The sequence below is a fragment of the Actinomyces sp. AC-20-1 genome, assembly GCF_023369555.1.
Lineage (GTDB): Bacteria > Actinomycetota > Actinomycetes > Actinomycetales > Actinomycetaceae > Actinomyces.
The window spans coordinates 69,380-85,739 of record NZ_JACJVC010000001.1; the positions used below are offsets into that span (position 1 = coordinate 69,380).

Below are 16,360 nucleotides of genomic sequence, written 5' to 3' on the forward strand. Positions count from 1 at the left end.
CGGTCCCCGGATGCCGTCGCTGCGCCCGGCGCCACCGGGTGCTCAGCACCGGATGGCCGGTGCTGGGCGGTCAGCGCCGGGTACGGCGGGCACGGCAGATGGCGAGCACGGCCCTCTCGACCGCGTGGACGGGGTCCCGGGAGCCTCCCTTGGCCTCGGCGTCGGCGCGGGCGACGGCGACGATGGCGGTGGCCAGGGCGTCGTCGCTCCACCCGGACAGCTCGCGGCGCGCCCGGTCCACCTGCCAGGGGGCCATGCCCAGGTCCCGGGCCGACAGGTTGCGGCCGCCCGCGGCGGCGACGCGGGCGAGCTGGCGGACCTTCATCGCCAGGGCCGAGACGATCGGGACGGGCTCGGTGCCCGTGGCGATGGCATGGCGCAGGGCCGTGACGGCCCGGGCGACGTCGCCGGCCGCGGCGGCGTCCGCCACGGTGAACCCTGTGGCCTCGAAGCGGCCGGCGTAGTAGGTGTTGACCTCGCGCACGGTGATGGTGCCCTCGGTGTCCGCTGCCAGCTGGTCGACGGCGCTGAGCAGCTCGCGCAGGTCCGAGCCGAGGGCGTCCACGAGGGCGCCGACGGCGTCGGCCTCCGCTCGCCGTCCCCGGTGGCGCAGGTCCGCGGTGACGAGGGCGGCCTTGTCCCTGGGGGACTTGACGGCCTCGATGGTGACGACGGGGTACGGGGAGGCCGCCAGGGCGTCGAGCAGCCGCTTGCCGCGCTGGCCCCCGTTGTGCCGCAGGACGACGGCGACGTCCGGGTCCGCGGCGGCGGTGTAGGCGAGCAGGTCGGCGAGCAGGGCGTCGGTCATCTGCTCGAGGGCGGGCACGAGCACGAGCCGGGGCTCGCCGAAGAGCGACGGGGAGACGAGCGTGGTCAGCTGGTGGGGCTCGTAGGAGGCGGCCTCGAGGGTGGTGACCTGCGTCGTCGGGTCCTTCTGGCGGGCCTGGGCCAGCAGGCGCGCCACGGCCCGGTCCGCGAGGACCTCCTCGCCGGAGCGGATGAGGACGATGGGAGCGAGGTCGACCTCGTCCCAGGAGGGTCCTGCGGGCGCACGGCGGGTGCCGCGCGAGGTTCGGGGTGAGGCCATGGGCCAAGCCTGCCACGCGCTGGTGACGCGCTTCGACGCCCGGACGCGCGCCGCCGGGCGCACCGCAGGCCCTGACGCAGCCCCTGACGCAGGCGGTGCCGGGCGCGCCGGCTGACCACCACGGCCGCCACCGCCTCGATGGCGACCAGGAGCGCGGATCCTCCCACTCCCCCGGGCCAGCTGACGACGGCGCCGGGCAGGCAGGAGAAGAACCGGGCGACGACGGCGAGCCAGGCGCAGGAGGCCAGTGCCGGCCAGGCGAACAGGCGCGCCAGACCGGGAGACAGGGGGCTGACGAGGGCTGCCAGGAGGCCGCAGACGGTCGCCACGGGCACGGGCGGGGCGGCGACGACGTTGGCGGGCACGGCCCACAGGCCCACCTGCGGCTGGAGCATGACGAGCACGGGGGCGCAGGCCGCCTGGGCGACGAGTGGCAGGGCCAGGGCCGCGGCGAGCCACCTGGGCAGCCGCCGTGACAGGGCCGCCTGGACCGGCCGGGCGCCCAGCAGGATCCCTGCGGTGGCGGTGACGGACAGGGCGAAGCCATAGCTGCGTGAGGCCCAGGGGTCGAGCAGCACGAGCAGGACGACGGCGGTGCACAGCGCGGGCACGGAGGCTGAGCGGCGTCCGACAGCGACCCCGGCGAGCATGACGGCCCCCATGACGGCGGCGCGCAGCATGGAGCCGCCGGGCCTGACGAGGACGACGAGCGCCACGAGCAGGAGCGCGCCGAGCAGGGCGCGCCACCGGCGCGGCACGGGCCCGAGCGCCGCGAGCACGAGCCCGACGACGAGTGCCACGTGCTGGCCGGAGACGGCGGTGAGGTGCGTGAGGCTCACGGCGCGCATCTGCTCCCTCACCCGCTGGGGCAGGGCGTGGTCGTCTCCTAGGGCGACGCCGCTGACGAGCTCGCGGCTGCCGGAGGGCCAGTGGGCGCCGCCTGTCCCGGCGGGTGCTGCGGCCGGGTTCGCGGGCCGCGCCCCCGGTGCGGACGGCGCCGCGTCGGGGAGGCCGGCCCCCACGGCCTCGGCCAGGCCCTCGCGCAGCCCTCCCACGAGCGCCAGCACCCCGCTGGGCGGCGCGGTGACCTCCACCTCGGCGCCGCGGCCGATGATGGCGGTCTCGGCGTCGCCGGGCTCGGCTGCCTCGGGGCGGCCGGTGACGCGCACCTGGGCGCCGAGGGGGACGTCCACCCAGTCGGCGCCGCCCAGCACCAGGGCGCTCGCCCGTGATGGTTGCCCGTCCACCTCGTGGACCTCGAGCTCGACGAGCACGGTGGTGGAGCGGCTGGAGGCGATGACACGCGGGGCGGTCATGACGGTGGTGGTGAGGACGCTCGTGCTGCCGCTGGAGGCGGCGTGGGCCAGGGGGTCGAGGGAGCGGGCGTGCTGGGCGGCGGCGGTGACGGTGAGCACGCAGGCGGCGGTGAGGGCCACGAGCAGGGCGCTGGCGGCGACGGACCCGCGGGCGGCCCCACCGGGCACGTCGGCGCCCGGACGGGTGTCGGCGCGGTGGCGGGCGGGCCGGAAACGTCGGGTGGCGGGCACGAGGGCGGTGGCGGTTGCGGCGAGCACGAGCGCCGTGAGGAGGCTGGTGCCTGCGCTGCGGCCCACGGCCCACCCGGCTGCCGTCCAGGCGGCCACCGCGGCGGGCACGAGCCGCAGGTCGAGTGGCTCGGGTGCGGGCACGCGCCTGAGCCGGTGTCTACGGTCCTGGTTGGCCCGTCGGCGCCCGGCCTCATGCTGGCCGGGCGCGGTGGGCCCGCGCGTCCCCTGGCCCTCCGGGCTGCTGCGGCCGGGGGCGGGAAGGTCCTCCGGGGCGCTGGCTTCGTCAGTCACACGCTCACCAGCTCCCGCAGCGCCTCGAGGCGGGCGCTGCCGATGCCGGAGACCGCGGTGAGCTCGTCGACGCTGGTGAAGGCGCCGTGCTCGGCGCGGTAGCTGATGATCCGCTGAGCCAGGGAGGGGCCGATGCCGGGCAGTGCCTCGAGCTCGGCGGCGTCGGCGGTGTTGAGGTTGACGGTCCCGGAGGTGCCCGGGCCTCCGCCACCGGTGCCGCCCTGTCCGGGTGCTCCGGGTCCCTCCCCGCCGGTCGCCTGCCGGGCCTCCTCCCCCTGTCTCGGGACGCGGACCTGCTCGCCGTCGGTGAGGGGGCGCGCGAGGTTGAGCTGGTCCGTGTCCGCGTCCGGGGCCACTCCCCCGGCGGCGTCGATGGCGTCGGTGACGCGGGCGCCCTCGACCAGGACGACGACGCCCGGTGAGGTCACGGCACCGGCCACGTGGACGACGACCTGCCCGGTCCCGGCACCGCCTGCGCCCGGCTGCGTGGTGGGAGGTGCTGAGAGGGGGTCCACCGGTGCCAGGGCGTTGGCGTCCGCCGCGTCGCCCGGTGACGGGGTGGCGGTGGAGGACGACGGCGTGGGAGCGCCGGGTCCGGGGACCGTGAGGACGCTGCGGGCGGCCAGCACCAGCGACAGGACGATGAGCAGGGCCCCGAGGGCCATGGCGACGGCGGGGGCCAGGCCGGTGCGCCGTGGACGGGCAACGGGCTCGGCGGGGTCGGGGGCGCAGGCGACGCGGATGAGCTCGTCCAGGGGCACCCGCCCCGACCGGTCCACCCGCCTGCCGCTCATGGCACGACGGTAGGACCCTGTTCGCGGGTCCCCCGGCACGCCTGTGGACTGCTCGCACCGGGCCTGTCACGGCGCGGGCCTGTGGAGCCCGGGCAGCGCGTCCCAGGCCGTCCGGGTCCCGCGCACGGCGCCCGGCCCGGGGACGCCGCTCAGCCGCCCAGGGCCGGGGCGACGACGACGCCCAGGGCCCCGGGGCCCAGGTGCACGCGGGTGGCCGCGTCGGCCGGGGAGCGCATGATCGTCTCCACCGTCGTGCCGGCCTGCGCCATCGCCTCGGCGAGGTCGTTCTCCAGGGCCAGCCCGTCGGCGGGGTCGTCGCCGTAGTGCACGGCCAGCTGGACCGGAGTCGCCGGCCTGCGCGCCCGTCTGCCGCCCACTCGGCCCCCGGCCTCGGCGACCGCAAGCTCGATGAGCCGGCGCCGGGCCCGGCTGCGGCCGCGCACGGCCTCGACCACCTCAATGCCGGAGGTGGCGACACGCAGCACCGGGCGGATGCCGAGGGCCGAGCCGAGCAGGGCGGTCGTCCGGTCCACGCGCCCGCCCCGGTGGAGGGAGGTCAGGTCCTCGACGAGGAAGAACAAGCTCGAGCGCGCGGCGAGCTCGCGAGCCCGGGCGGCACCGCGCCGCGCGCTTCCCGCCTCGGCCGCAGCCAGGACGGCAAGGCCCTGGGCACCGCCGGACACTCCCAGGTCGAGCACCGTCACGCGCCGGGCCCCGTGCTCCCCCGGGTCCAGGGCGCGGGCCGCCAGGCGGGCGTTGTCGACCGTGCCGGACAGGGCGGCGCTCAGGTGGATGGCGAGCACCTCGTCAGCGCGCCCCAGCGCCCGGCGGTAGGCCGCGGTCAGGGCCGCGACGCTGGGCCGCGACGTCGCCGTCGGGACTCCCTCGTCGTCGGTGATGACGGGCAGCTCGACGACCTCGATGCCGCGCTCGGCCGCGAGCGCCACGGGCAGGCAGGCGGCGGAGTCGGTGACGACGGCGAGGGGCACGGCGCCCAGCCTAGACCGGGGGAAGCGCCGGCAGGGGCGCTGCCGTGGTCAGCGCCCTGTGAAGGGCAGGGGGTTGGGCATGACTTCGGGGTTGAGGCCGACCCACTCGACGACGAGCTCGCTGATCCGGTACAGGGCCTTCTTGTCCACTGCGGCCGTGCGCACGATCGTGAGGAGCCACTGCGCCTCCCCCAGCTGCTCACTGGGCAGGGGGGTGCCGGAGGCCAGGAGCACGCCCAGTCCGTCGACGAGGGACTCGTACGCCTCGTCCCAGTTGATGCCGCCGTTGTCCAGGAGCTCATAGGAGAGCCGGCCACTGATGCGCACCGCCTCGCCCTGGGCCGTCGGTGCCTGCCCGGAGGGGGCACGAGCGCCTCCCACAGGGCCTCGTGCGCGTCCTGCCAGCGTGTTCCCGGAGTGAGGACGGGGAGGGCCGTGAAGGGCGGGCGGGTGTCGTCACTCATCATGTGCTCCGTCGTCAGAGGAAGGGGTGCCTGTCTCAGGCTACGTCGCCCGGCAGACCCGCCCCAGGGGACCAGTGCCCTTCCTTCCCTCCTCCAAGCAGTGCCTGCCCCTACGATGTCGTCATGACCGACGCCGCTGAGATCGCCCGTCTGAGGGCCGTGGCCGCCCAGGCCGCCGCCGACGCCGCTGCCGCTCAGGCCGCCGCGGCCCAGGCCGCCCTTGAGGCCGCCCTCGCCGCCGCGGGCGCCCCGGGCTCCTCCGGGGGCGAGTCGCCCGACGACGCCGTCGCCGTCGGAACGCCCATTGCCACCCCGGATGGCACCGCCCCGGCTGGGAACGGGACGGCGCCACAACCCACCCCAGCCGCACCCGCCCAGTCCGTCCCCTCCCCTCAGGCGGGTGCATCCGAGGAGGACGGTTACGCCGCCACCGTGCGCGCCGGCTACACCTTCGACGGCCCCGTCCTGCCCGTGGGCACCTACCTCGAGTGCCGGGTGTCGGCCCTGGGCGGCGCCGAGCCCGCGCCCGTCGCCGGCCTGCGCGTGGGCCTGCCGCTGAGCCTGGTCAACCGTCACGTCCTCGTCGCCGGCGCCACCGGCACGGGCAAGACCCGCACCCTCCAGCTGCTCGCCGAGGGCCTGTCCGCCGCGGGCGTGCCCGTCTTCCTCTCCGACGTCAAGGGGGACCTCACCGGCATGGCCGAGCCCGGGACGGCCTCGGAGCGGCTCGCGGCCCGCACCGCCTCGACCGCGCAGCCCTGGCAGCCGGCCTCCTTCCCCCTCGAGCTGCTCACCCTGGGCGACTCGACGACGGCGGAGGGCCGGGCCGCCACCGCGCTGCGCACAAGCGTCACCGAGTTCGGCCCCGTCCTGCTCGCCCGCGTCCTGGGCCTCAACGAGACGCAGACCTCCGCCCTCCAGCTCGTGTTCTCCTGGGCGGACGACCAGGGCCTGGCCCTCATCGACCTCAAGGACCTGCGCTCCGTCGTCGACTACCTCACGGGCTCCGCCGCGGGCAAGGCCGAGCTGAGGGCCATCGGCGGGGTCTCGGCGGCGACGGCGGGCGTCATCCTGCGTGAGGTCTCGGCCCTGGAGGCCGCGGGCGGCGACGCCTTCTTCGGCGAGCCGGCCCTCGACGTCTCCGACCTGCTGCGCCGCGCCCCCGACGGCCGCGGTGTCGTCAGCGCCCTCGAGCTGGCCGACATCCAGAGCCAGGGCGTGCTCTTCTCCACCTTCCTCATGTGGCTGCTGGGCGAGCTCTTCGAGCTGCTGCCGGAGGTCGGCGACCCGGAGCGTCCCACCGCCGTGTTCTTCTTCGACGAGGCGCACCTGCTCTTCACCAACGCGACCAGGGCCTTCCTCGAGGCCGTCACCCGCACGGTCAGGCTCATCCGCTCCAAGGGCGTCGGCATCGTCTTCATCACCCAGTCACCGACGGACGTGCCCGACGAGGTGCTGGCCCAGCTCAGCTCGCGCGTCCAGCACGCCCTGCGCGCCCACACGCCGGCCGACGCCGCGAGGATGAGGAAGGTGGTCTCCACCTTCCCGACCTCGCCGCTGGACCTGGGCCAGGTCCTCACCAGCCTGGGCACGGGCCAGGCGGTCGTCTCCGTGCTGGACGAGAAGGGGCGGCCGGCCCCGGTCACGGCCGTCGTCGTCGACGCCCCGGCCTCCGTCATGGGCCCGGCCCGGTCTGAGACCGTCGCCGGTCTCATCGCCTCCTCCCCGCTGCGTGCGCGCTACGCGACGGCTGTGGACGGCCAGTCGGCCTTCGAGCTGCTGGCGGCGCGCGTGGCCCAGGACGCGGCGGCGGCCCAGGCTGCCGCGGAGGCCGCCGAGCGTGCCAAGGCGGAGGCCAGGGCCGCCGCCGAGGCTGAGAGGGCCGCGAGGAGGGAGGCAGAGCGCCAGGCGCGCGCCCTGGAGAAGGAGGCCGAGCGTCAGCGCCGTGAGGCGCAGCGGGCGGTCGAGCGGGTGCAGCGCGAGCGTGAGCGGGCGGCAGAGCGGCGCCAGCGGGAGATCGAGAAGACGCTGGGCTCCGTCGGACGCCAGATCACGCGCTCGGTGCTTGGTAACATCCTGCGCGGGCACTGAGACGACGGGCGACGACGGGCGCCGGGACGGAGGGCACGACGATGAGCCGGACCACCGGCACGCGCCCCGCACCCGCGGTCCGGGTCCGCTGGGCCTGGCACTGGGGCGCGGCCCTCGTGCTGCTGTCCACCGTGGTCGTGCTGCTGTCCTCCTACGAGGACCTGCCGGACCCCTACCCCGTGCACTACGGGCTCACGGGCGTGGCCGACTCCTTCGCCTCCAAGAGCCACGTCATGGTGCTCCTGCCGGTCGTCATCGGCGCCGTCCTGGTGGCGGCCATCGCCGTGACGAGCACTGTCCAGGCCCGCTCGCTGAGCACGAGGCCCGAGCGGCCCGTCGGCCGCTACGACCACCTCGACTGTACGGCGAAGAGCACCCCGGAGTCGGTCGCGGTGCTGGGGCCCGTCAACCTGCTGCTCGCCGTGACCTTCTCGGGGGTGTCCCTGCTGCCCGTCGTCGGGCCGCTGGCGGGCTCCGGCATGATGTGGGGTGGTCTCGGCCTCATCATCGCGGTCCTCGCCACCGTGTCGGTGCGCGCCAGGCGCCGCCAGCGCGGCTGAAGGGCCCCGCCGCTCGTGACAAGCGCTCAGTAGTGGTGAGCGGTCATTTCATCCCGTGAGCCGGGCCCGTCATGCGGCCGGTGGACATGACGTCCCCGAACGCTTGGAGCGGGCCGGCGAGTCCAGCGGCAAGCGTCTGTCCGTCCTCCGCGTCGGGGTGGTCGCACCACACGGCCAGGCTCGCGCCGCGCAGCCACCACGCCCCCTCGTCGACCCGCTGGGCGGATCCGTCGTGAGCCGCCGGGAAGAGTCCGGGCCTCCATCCACTCACGGACTCAGCGGTAGGCCTCTGCTCGTAGGCGTGCCCCTCGCCCGCCCGGGCGAGAACGTAGTACAGGGGGCGGTCGCAGTAGTTGATGACGCGATGACCGGCCTGACGGATCCTCTCGAGCGTCGGGTAGCTGGGATGCCAGTCCGTCCAGTAGCAGACGGTGATCCGCGGGTCGAGAGCTGTGCGGGTGCCCGGCAGGTAGAGGGCATCGTTCCAGGCACGGATGTCCGTGCGTCCGCGCGAGCACAGGTGCCTGGCGACATCGTTGAGCAGGGCGACGTAGCCGTCGTGCACGAGAGCGCCCTCCCCACAACGCTCGACGGCGTATGCAGCCAGTTGTGGGAAACGCTGTTCGACATCCCCGTCGGCGGCGATGTCGAAGACCTCGTCACCTCCGAGGTGCCAGGCGATTCCGGGAAGGAGGGAGTCGAGCTCGTCGACGAGGTCCAGCATGAGGTCACGTGCCTCAGAGCGCGAGTAGTCAACGACGCGGCGGCCCTCCACCGTGTCTGAGGCGGCGAGCCCCGAGGTCCTCGCAAGGACGTGCCCGAAGTGCCCCGGAATGTCGAGCGCGGGCACGATCCGGATGCCGCGTGCATGAGCGTCAGCCGTGATCCCCTTGAGCTCCTCGGCGCTGAGCGCTCCCTCAGAGACGATCTCGGGGTGGGCTGCGGAGACGATCCCATAGCCCTCGTTGTCGGAGACGTGCAGCTGCAGCTCGTTGAGCCCGGCCCTGTCCATCTCAGCGAGCCGAGCGTGGATCCAGCTTGCCCCGAGGCGCTTGCGGGCGATGTCGAGGTGCAGGGCCCGTATCTCCCAAGCACCTTGGACGGTGGGCGACTGAGCCGGGGGTCTCACAGACGCTCTCGCATCCACTCGCAGTGGGCGAGGACCTGACGATGGCTGCCGCCGTCATGATCGCCATAGGGGTAGACGTCGATGCGCCGCTCGCTCGCGGCCGTTGCGGCGTTGTGCACCGCGAAGGCGGTCGACGGCGGGCACACGGGGTCGAGGAGGCCTGTGGCGACAAGCAGGGGGGCTGTGAGTCGACTGGCGAAATGGACGCCGTCGACGTACGCGCAGGTGGCCAGGACATCCGCCTCGTGCTCGGGATGGACTCGCAGATAGCGCACGATCTCGAGGTAGGGTCCTTCCTCTGCCATGACGATGCCGCGAGGAATGTCGGAGATGAACGGCGAGTCAACGCACACGGCGGCCACGCCGTCGGCCAGTGCACCAGCCGCCAGTGCCAGGCCTCCTCCCTGGGAGCCGCCCACGGTGGCCACTCGCGCGGAATCGACCTCCTCGAGGTCCTGGAGCAGGCGCACGGCTGCGACAGAGTCCAGGACGGCTCGACGGTAGTAGTAGGCCTCACGGTCCGTGATGCCATCGGTGACCCACCCGGCGGCATGAGCCCCAGCGGAGCCGGGGTCGGGGGTGCTTCCACCACCTCCCCAGTCGGCTCCCTGCCCGCGGGGATCGACAATGAGGTGGGCAAGACCCGCCATCGCGTACCAGGGGATCTGGCCCGGCAGCCCTCTGCCCCCTCCGTAGCCGACGAGCTGGACAGCACCGGGCAGTGGTCTCAGACTCTGCACGGCCCCAGCGGGTAAAGTCAGCAGCGCCCGGACAGGGGCGCCATCAGCCCCAGTGAAGACAACCTCCTCGACCTCGATGAGGTCGAAGGGGGCCTCGACGCGCTGCCGTGAGAGCAGTGGCGTGTGCTCGGGCAGGTGCTCGAGCTGCTCGGCCCACCAGGCGTCGAAGTCAGTGGGCTCGGGGCTCACGGAACGGTACTCACGCAGCTGCTCGATGGGCAGGTCAAGAATCGGCATGGTCGGCTCCTCATCCATGACTCAGGCCTTGACGGCACCGGCGACGGCGTTGACGTAGTTCTTCTGGAAGATGATGAAGACGATGAGCACCGGGATGATGGAGATGACGGTACCGGCGGCGATGTAACCGAAGCGGTAGTTGAAGGCTCCGTTGAGGTACTGCAGGGCGGCCGCCAACGGGTACTTCGACGGGTCCTGCAGGACGATGACCGGCCACAGGAACTCGTTCCATCGTCCGATGAAGTCGAAGATCACTACCGTGGAGATGGCGGGCATGATCGAGGGCAACATGATCCTGCGCCAGATCAGCAGCTCTGAGGCCCCATCGATACGCGCCGCCTCGATGAGGTCACGCGGTACGCTCAGGTAGGCCTGGCGCAGCAGGACGATGGAAAAGACCTTCACCGACCCCGGCAGGATGACACCAACGAGCGTGTTGAGCAGGTTGAGCTTCGACAGAGTCAGGTAGTTGATCACCATCCCTGCGGCGGCGGGGATGATCATGGCGCTGATCAGCAGCACCATGATGACGTTCTTTCCACGAAAGCTCATGCATGCCAACGGGTAGGCGCACAGGGAGCCGAGGACGACATCGAGGATGATCGATCCCCCGGTGATGATGACCGTGTTCCCGATGTAGTCAGGAATACTGAGGAAGCTCCACACGCCTGTGAAGTTCGCGAAAGTCATATCGGCGACGTCGAAGGACGTCGTGTAGATGTTCTGGCCCGTCTTGAAGGCCGTCAAGGTCATCCAGATGAAGGGACCTGAGGCGACGATAGCCACTGCGGTCAGGGCGAGATACTTCAGGCTCGAGGACATCGCACGCCTGGTGCGAACACCAGCAGGTGGTCGGCGCCTGACGTAGATTGACGGGGGCCCACCACCGATGCGAGTGACTGCGGCAACGTCCTGGTTCGTGGCCATGTCCTCACTTGCCATAGGTCATTCCCCCATTACGGCGTCCGTAGACGAAGACGAGCACCGACAGCATGCCGGTGATGACAGCCTGGACCAGGCCGATTGTGGCGGAGTAACCGAACTCGAACTCTTTGAACGCCTTAAGGTAGGCGTAGTAGTTGATGACCATCGTCGCATTGTTGGGCCCGCCCTGGGTCATGACATAGATGGGGTCGAATACTGCGACCGCGGAGATCACTGAGTTCAGCGAGCAGAACCAGATGTAGGGCTTGAGCATCGGGACCTTGACGCGGAAGAACACCTGGAGAGCGTTGGCGCCGTCGGTGCGTGCCGCCTCAATGACCTCATCCGGAATCGACTGCAGCCCCGCCAGGTACAGCATCATGTAGTAGCCGAGTCCCTGCCACAAGGTCAGGAACATGATGCAGAGCATGGCCGTCGACGAGGAGTTGTGGAACAGCAGTGGCTGCTCGGTCAGCCCCCACTCCATGAGCTTGGTGTTGATAATGCCGTGGGAGTCGAAGAGAAAGGACCAGATGATCGACACGGCCACCATTGAGGTGATGACGGGGATGTAGAAGAGCGTCCGGAAGAAGACGACACCCTTCAGTCTCTGGTTGACAAGGGTGGCCAGAAAGACGGAGCACAGCTGGATGACCGGGACGACCGCCACGAAGGTGATGGTGTTGACGATCGCGATACGGAAAGTGCCGTCGTTGAGGGCACGCGCGAAGTTGTCCCAGCCGATGAACTCCACGGAGCCGATCATCGAGTAGTCGTAAAACACCAACGGGATGGACCCGATGATCGGCAGAAAGACGAATACCGCCAGCATGATAAGCGCGGGGGCCATGAACATGTAGGCGCGGATGTTCGTACGCGCCCTCAAGGTCAGTCGTGCCATGTCCCGAACGCTTCCCTCTCGCTCACCCTCAATTCGCTGGTGCTGCGCTGCTCGGTGGGGCGGGACAGCCCCGGCCCCACCGAGCCCCGCCCCGTTACTACCGGCCGAGAATCATGTTGACGGACCCGGCTGCGGCGGCCAACGAGGCGGCGACGTCGTCGCCATTGACGATGGCGGCCTCGTACGCCTTGTTGACCTCGTCGGCGATGGTGGACTGGCCCTCCACCCCCAGGGAGAAGTCCGCGGAAGTGAGCGAGGCCTGAGCGCACATGGCCGAAGCCTGTCCCTCGATCGTCGAGGTGTCCGAGGCGAAGAAGGGGTCCTTGGACGCCGCGACAGTCGACGGGAAGATACCGGCCTCCTGGGAGAAGGACAGCTGGTTCGCGTCGTTGGTGACGTATAGCGCGAACCGGGCGGCCGCTTCCTGCTGGGAGGACTTCGACGGGATGACGAGGTTCATGAGCGGGTTGCGGGAGACTCCGGACGCGCCGGTCATCGGCATGGCGATACCGATCTGCTCGCAGACGTCTGGAGCCTCGTCCTTGATGCGGGCCACTGAAGCGGACGAGGAGTTGATGATCGCCAGATCGCCGGTCTCGAAGAGACGCAGCTCAACGTCCCAGGACCCCCACTCCGTCCTCGGGATATTGTCGACGTCTGTCTGGGCCTTGAATTTCTTGAGGACGTCAACGGCATCTGCGGAGTCGAACGTGGCGGCGCTCTTGTCCTCGTTGAGGATGTCCACCCCCTCCTCATTGAAGAGGTTGTAGAGCGTTGGCGGGTTGAAGAGGTAGGCGCCCGTGGACGACTTCATCTGCGCGGCGAGCGCGATGGCCTCGTCGTATGTGGTCGGCGTCTGTGCGATGCCAGCGGTCTCGAAGAGCGACTTGTTGTAGATCATGATGTTCGGGGACGCGTACCACGGGAAGGCGTAGATGGCGTCACCGAGCTGCGCGGAGGAGAGCAGCGACTGGATGTAGACGCCGCGCTCCTCCTCGGTGGTGATGGCCGTGATATCGGCAACCGCGTCCTTGCCCGCCATCGTCAGGGCGAACTCGGTGTTGAGGTTGACGACGTCCGGGGCGCTACCGCCTGCTGACGCGGTGATGAGCTTCTCCTCGATGGAGTCGTAGGGCAGGTCCGTCCAGTTGACAGTGACACCCGGATTGGCCGCCTCGTAGTCGGCAATGAGGGTGTTGAAGTAGTCGTTGAAGGTCGGCTGAAGCGAGATCGTCCAGAACTCGAGGGAGATACTGCCATCGGACCCGGTTGAGCCCTTCGAGCAGGCCGCGACCGCTCCGGCCGCACCACTGACCACTGCTGCGGTGAGGAACTGCCTCCTAGCGAGACCCATGCGCATACTCCTTGTCCTCCCAGGTCCTCGTAACCCCATTGCTTCGGCCCCTCAACCCTCGAGGCGCCTACGAGCGACTCACTACTGGGATACTCCACTAAACTAGATTAGATTCATAATGTTGTCTACATCTCATAGTTGTGATTTATATTACACTCCGTGTTTTTCGCTTGCTACCGCCACTTTCCCGACGCAGTCTAGCGAGCAAGAGGAGCGGTCCTATCAAAAGAAGGAGCTCCTTGCAACACTAAAGGAGTACTCCAATCTAGGAGATGATGAAGAGTGTCGGATTCTGCCGAGAACAGAGGTACCGGCCCCGACGCCCTGCGGACCGACCTGAGAGCACTCACCTCGAGCACGCTGGCCGACGGTGACCGCCTGCCCTCCGAGCGTGAGCTCGCCACTCGTTACGAGGTCAATCGACTCACCGTGCGCCGCGCCATCGACGCGCTCGTCGCCGAGGGACTTGTCGTGCGTCGTCAGGGGGCCGGCTCCTTCGTCTCCCGCGCCACGCGCACACGTTCCCTGGAGTCCTCCTTCTTCTCCGCGGAGGTACGTGCCCGCGGCCACCGTCCTGGCAGCGCCTCCGTGTCCGTGTCGACCGTAGCTGCCGACGCACGCCTGTCCGCCGTGCTGTCCGTGCCCCCGTCCACCCCCTTGGCCGCCGTCATGCGGCTGCGCACGATCGACGATGTTCCCACCGCTATCGACCACGCCTGGATTCCCGCGCATCTTGTCCCCAACCTGAACCTGGGTGCCGAGGAGTCCCTCTTCGAGACTCTGTGCACGCGTTACCACCTGGTGGTCGAGAAGATCGATGAGACCGTGAGTGCCTCCGTGCTCGAGCCCCGTAGCGCCCGCATGCTGAGGTCCGTGTCCATGATGCCCGCGCTGTTCATCACCAAGGTCATGCGGGGAACCAGCGGAGACCCCCTCGCCTACTGCGAGACCCTTCTCAGGGGAGACAAGTACACCTACCGCAACACTGTCGTAAGGAAGGGCGTCTGAGATGCACATCGTGGTCATCCCCTTGGATGAGCGTCCCGTCAACACCCAGATCCCCGCCCTCGTCGCGGCCATTGGGGGAGCCGGCGCCTCCTTGCCCGCGGGGTCCCTCCTGCCCAGCTTCCGCCGTGGCGCTGATCTTGATGCCCTCGCTGCCTGGCTCCAGGACATCGTCGCGCAGCACTCGGGGGCGACGGTCGTCGTCTGCGCCGACACCCTCGTGTTCGGGGGCATCATCCCTGCGCGTCTCACCCACGACTCCGTCCTGAGGGCGGCGAACCATCTCGAGGTGCTGCGACATGTGAAGTCCGTCGCCCCTCAGACGCGCATCATCGCCTCGTCGCTCGTCATGCGCGCCTCGGACTCCTACTCGAACCAGGAGGAGCCGCGGTACTGGTCCTCCTACGGTCACGAGCTGCACGTGCTCGGCGCGGACCTGCACCGGTCCCTCGAGCTCGATATCACCGGAGAGCTCATCCACCACCGTGGTGCCCCGGATGTCCCCGTCCCGGTCCTCGAGGACTACACGGGCCGGCGTCTACGCAACCACATCATCAACCTCTTGTGCCTTGACCTCCTGCGTGACGGTGTTCTGGACGGTCTCGTCGTCACGGCCGACGACACCGCGTACTACTCCGCCGGTTCCGCCGAGCAGTACTGGATCAACCACTGGCGCCGTGCGGTCCCCAGCCTGAGTGGTGTCCTCATGTACCCAGGGGCTGACGAGGTCGGCGCGACGATGACGGCGCGTGCCCTCGTCGGTGAGAGAGCAGCACCGCGCGTCACCATGCTGTGCGCCGATGACGAGGGGCTGCTTCGCATCCCCTCCTACGAGAACGTGCCTCTGGTCGAGTCCGCCTCCGCTCAGATTCGCGCCTGCGGCTCCGTCCGCGTCACAGATCTTGACGACGCCGATATCTGTCTCGTCGTGCACGCCCCCGGCCCCGTCAACGACGACTGGTGGGGCTCCACCCCGCACCCCAGTCCGACCGCTGCTGCCGCCACCGCTGCCCTCGTGCGCAGGCTCCTGGCCGACGGGCGACGAGTCGCCCTGGCAGACGTTCGTTACACGAACGGCGCGGACCCATTGCTTGTCGAGGACCTTCTGTCTGACGGCTCCTTCTGGTCCCTGGTGTCCTTCGGGGGCTGGAACACGGCGGGCAACACAATTGGCGCAGCTCTTGCCACCGCCGTCGCGGAAGTGGTGGGGCGCCGCGACGGAGCTCTCGACGAGGCGGCTCGCGACCGCGCACTGTGGTTACGGTTACTGGACGACTACCTGTACCAGACCCGCATCCGCCCCAGGTACTACGACGACCATGACGGAGACAGCTCCATCATCACGGACGACACCGGGCGCACAGCCTACGAAGCCCAGATCGCTGGCGTCATGAGAGGTTTCATCGCCGAGCAGTCGAGCGCCGCGCCAGCCATTAGCCTGGCGGGGGCGAGTCTGCCGTGGCATCGGCCCTTCGAGGTCGCCATCGAGCTCATCTGACGCTGTCCATGTCCACACCGCAGATGCCTCTAGAGCTTGAGTCCTCCCAGGCTTCCCATCAGCACAGAGGCTGGCGCATCCACACAACGCCATCAGCCCGGCAGTGCTCGACCATGCCGATGGCGCGGTAAAACGCGAGGGCGCGTAGGTTGTCCTCGCCCGCGCCCAGGTGCAGGCCGGGCACGCCCGCCTCACGGGCTCCCTCAGCAAAGGAGGACATCAGAGCACGACCAGCACCGAGCCGCCGTGCCCGCGCGACCAGATTGATATGGACATGGGCGGGGAAGTCTGTCACAAGGTCCTCCGGAGCCCGACCAGGCGAGCGCAGGATGCGAAGGTAGTCGCGGTCCAGCCTCGTCAAGCCTGCGTTCGCACAGGCATCATCATCCGCGGCGTCGACGCCGTCCAGGTTGAGCTCGCGCACGCGCGCCGGTGCGTACTCATGGCGAAACCACGTCTCAAAGGCACGCGAGTCGTACGTGCCGACGACATAGCCAAGGACTTTGTCCTCCGCGGTCCCTCGCTCCGCAGCGACGCGGCAGGTCTCAGCACCGGCACGCAGGTAGGGGTCGGAGTAGACGGCGCCGACGAGCGCAGGAATGTTCATCTCCCCCTCGACGTCGTCGCCGTGGCGCGCCGTAGCCACGCAGATACGGTTCAGGGCGGCCTCGTCCTCACGGCGCGCGGGCCTGACGTACCAGTCGATCGCACTCATGGTCCCATCATGCAGCCTCTACACCCTTCCAGGT

At 70.2% G+C, this 16,360-nt stretch carries 15 protein-coding genes; 4 read left to right on the forward strand and 11 right to left on the reverse strand.

Going from position 1 to position 16,360, the window contains the following annotated elements:
• Window positions 1-70: 70 nt before the first annotated feature.
• The 5 genes from holA to H6X67_RS00330 form a co-directional block, all read right to left on the reverse strand.
• A complete protein-coding gene (gene holA, locus H6X67_RS00310) occupies window positions 71-964 on the reverse strand; it encodes a DNA polymerase III subunit delta (protein ID WP_249367133.1) in 894 nt (297 codons plus the stop codon).
• The gene (locus tag H6X67_RS11940) at window positions 874-2,925 is read right to left on the reverse strand and encodes a ComEC/Rec2 family competence protein (protein ID WP_249367132.1); all 2,052 of its coding nucleotides are present in this window, start codon (window positions 2,923-2,925) and stop codon (window positions 874-876) included. The genes holA and H6X67_RS11940 overlap by 91 nt, the downstream gene beginning before the upstream one ends.
• Complete coding sequence (locus H6X67_RS00320; RefSeq protein WP_249375241.1) at window positions 2,922-3,719, reverse strand: helix-hairpin-helix domain-containing protein; 798 nt, start codon at window positions 3,717-3,719, stop codon at window positions 2,922-2,924. The genes H6X67_RS11940 and H6X67_RS00320 overlap by 4 nt, the downstream gene beginning before the upstream one ends.
• A gap of 149 nt (window positions 3,720-3,868) precedes the next feature.
• Entirely contained in the window at window positions 3,869-4,708 is an 840-nt protein-coding gene (locus tag H6X67_RS00325; RefSeq protein WP_249367130.1) for a DegV family protein, read from the reverse strand.
• A 48-nt stretch (window positions 4,709-4,756) separates the two neighbouring features.
• Window positions 4,757-5,089, reverse strand: a complete 333-nt coding sequence (locus H6X67_RS00330; RefSeq protein ID WP_249367129.1) for a hypothetical protein — start codon at window positions 5,087-5,089, stop codon at window positions 4,757-4,759.
• Between the two features lie 206 nt (window positions 5,090-5,295).
• Between H6X67_RS00330 and H6X67_RS00335 the strand changes: the two genes are divergently transcribed.
• Window positions 5,296-7,263, forward strand: a complete 1,968-nt coding sequence (locus H6X67_RS00335) for a helicase HerA-like domain-containing protein (RefSeq protein ID WP_249368798.1) — start codon at window positions 5,296-5,298, stop codon at window positions 7,261-7,263.
• Between the two features lie 41 nt (window positions 7,264-7,304).
• Window positions 7,305-7,823: a DUF1648 domain-containing protein gene (locus H6X67_RS00340; RefSeq protein WP_249368797.1), complete on the forward strand. Its 519-nt coding sequence runs from the start codon at window positions 7,305-7,307 to the stop codon at window positions 7,821-7,823.
• A 43-nt stretch (window positions 7,824-7,866) separates the two neighbouring features.
• On the opposite strand, the gene H6X67_RS00345 is transcribed toward H6X67_RS00340, so the two are convergent.
• From H6X67_RS00345 to H6X67_RS00365, 5 genes are all read right to left on the reverse strand, one after another.
• Window positions 7,867-8,970, reverse strand: a complete 1,104-nt coding sequence (locus H6X67_RS00345) for a family 20 glycosylhydrolase (RefSeq protein WP_349305289.1) — start codon at window positions 8,968-8,970, stop codon at window positions 7,867-7,869.
• Window positions 8,949-9,929 carry an acetylxylan esterase gene (locus H6X67_RS00350; RefSeq protein WP_249368795.1) on the reverse strand — a complete coding sequence of 327 codons (981 nt, stop codon included), beginning with the start codon at window positions 9,927-9,929 and terminating at the stop codon, window positions 8,949-8,951. Before H6X67_RS00350 ends, H6X67_RS00345 begins: the two co-directional genes overlap by 22 nt.
• A 21-nt stretch (window positions 9,930-9,950) precedes the next feature.
• Complete coding sequence (locus H6X67_RS00355; protein ID WP_249368794.1) at window positions 9,951-10,751, reverse strand: carbohydrate ABC transporter permease; 801 nt, start codon at window positions 10,749-10,751, stop codon at window positions 9,951-9,953.
• Window positions 10,752-10,860: 109 nt separating this feature from the next.
• Window positions 10,861-11,754, reverse strand: coding sequence for a carbohydrate ABC transporter permease (locus tag H6X67_RS00360; RefSeq protein WP_249368793.1), 894 nt, complete (start codon window positions 11,752-11,754; stop codon window positions 10,861-10,863).
• Between the two features lie 97 nt (window positions 11,755-11,851).
• Window positions 11,852-13,108 (reverse strand): ABC transporter substrate-binding protein, encoded by a 1,257-nt coding sequence (locus tag H6X67_RS00365; RefSeq protein ID WP_249368792.1) that lies wholly within the window; start codon window positions 13,106-13,108, stop codon window positions 11,852-11,854.
• A gap of 282 nt (window positions 13,109-13,390) precedes the next feature.
• On the opposite strand from H6X67_RS00365, the gene H6X67_RS00370 reads away from it, so the two are divergent.
• Together H6X67_RS00370 and H6X67_RS00375 are read left to right on the forward strand one after the other, a co-directional pair.
• A complete protein-coding gene (locus H6X67_RS00370; RefSeq protein WP_249368791.1) occupies window positions 13,391-14,116 on the forward strand; it encodes a GntR family transcriptional regulator in 726 nt (241 codons plus the stop codon).
• A 1-nt stretch (window position 14,117) separates the two neighbouring features.
• Entirely contained in the window at window positions 14,118-15,611 is a 1,494-nt protein-coding gene (locus H6X67_RS00375) for a DUF4127 family protein (RefSeq protein WP_249368790.1), read from the forward strand.
• A 58-nt stretch (window positions 15,612-15,669) separates the two neighbouring features.
• Here the strand turns inward: H6X67_RS00375 and H6X67_RS00380 are convergent, their stop codons facing one another.
• The gene (locus H6X67_RS00380; RefSeq protein ID WP_249368789.1) at window positions 15,670-16,326 is read right to left on the reverse strand and encodes a GNAT family N-acetyltransferase; all 657 of its coding nucleotides are present in this window, start codon (window positions 16,324-16,326) and stop codon (window positions 15,670-15,672) included.
• Window positions 16,327-16,360: the final 34 nt, after the last annotated feature.

Bases quoted from the DNA above. Each gene is read 5' to 3' on its own strand.
- H6X67_RS00320 (WP_249375241.1), bottom strand. From the start codon at position 3,719: ATGAGCGGCAGGCGGGTGGACCGGTCGGGGCGGGTGCCCCTGGACGAG.
- H6X67_RS00335 (WP_249368798.1), top strand. From the start codon at position 5,296: ATGACCGACGCCGCTGAGATCGCCCGTCTGAGGGCCGTGGCCGCCCAG.
- H6X67_RS00340 (WP_249368797.1), top strand. From the start codon at position 7,305: ATGAGCCGGACCACCGGCACGCGCCCCGCACCCGCGGTCCGGGTCCGC.
- H6X67_RS00350 (WP_249368795.1), bottom strand. From the start codon at position 9,929: ATGCCGATTCTTGACCTGCCCATCGAGCAGCTGCGTGAGTACCGTTCC.
- H6X67_RS00355 (WP_249368794.1), bottom strand. From the start codon at position 10,751: ATGTCCTCGAGCCTGAAGTATCTCGCCCTGACCGCAGTGGCTATCGTC.
- H6X67_RS00360 (WP_249368793.1), bottom strand. From the start codon at position 11,754: ATGGCACGACTGACCTTGAGGGCGCGTACGAACATCCGCGCCTACATG.
- H6X67_RS00365 (WP_249368792.1), bottom strand. From the start codon at position 13,108: ATGGGTCTCGCTAGGAGGCAGTTCCTCACCGCAGCAGTGGTCAGTGGT.
- H6X67_RS00375 (WP_249368790.1), top strand. From the start codon at position 14,118: ATGCACATCGTGGTCATCCCCTTGGATGAGCGTCCCGTCAACACCCAG.
- H6X67_RS00380 (WP_249368789.1), bottom strand. From the start codon at position 16,326: ATGAGTGCGATCGACTGGTACGTCAGGCCCGCGCGCCGTGAGGACGAG.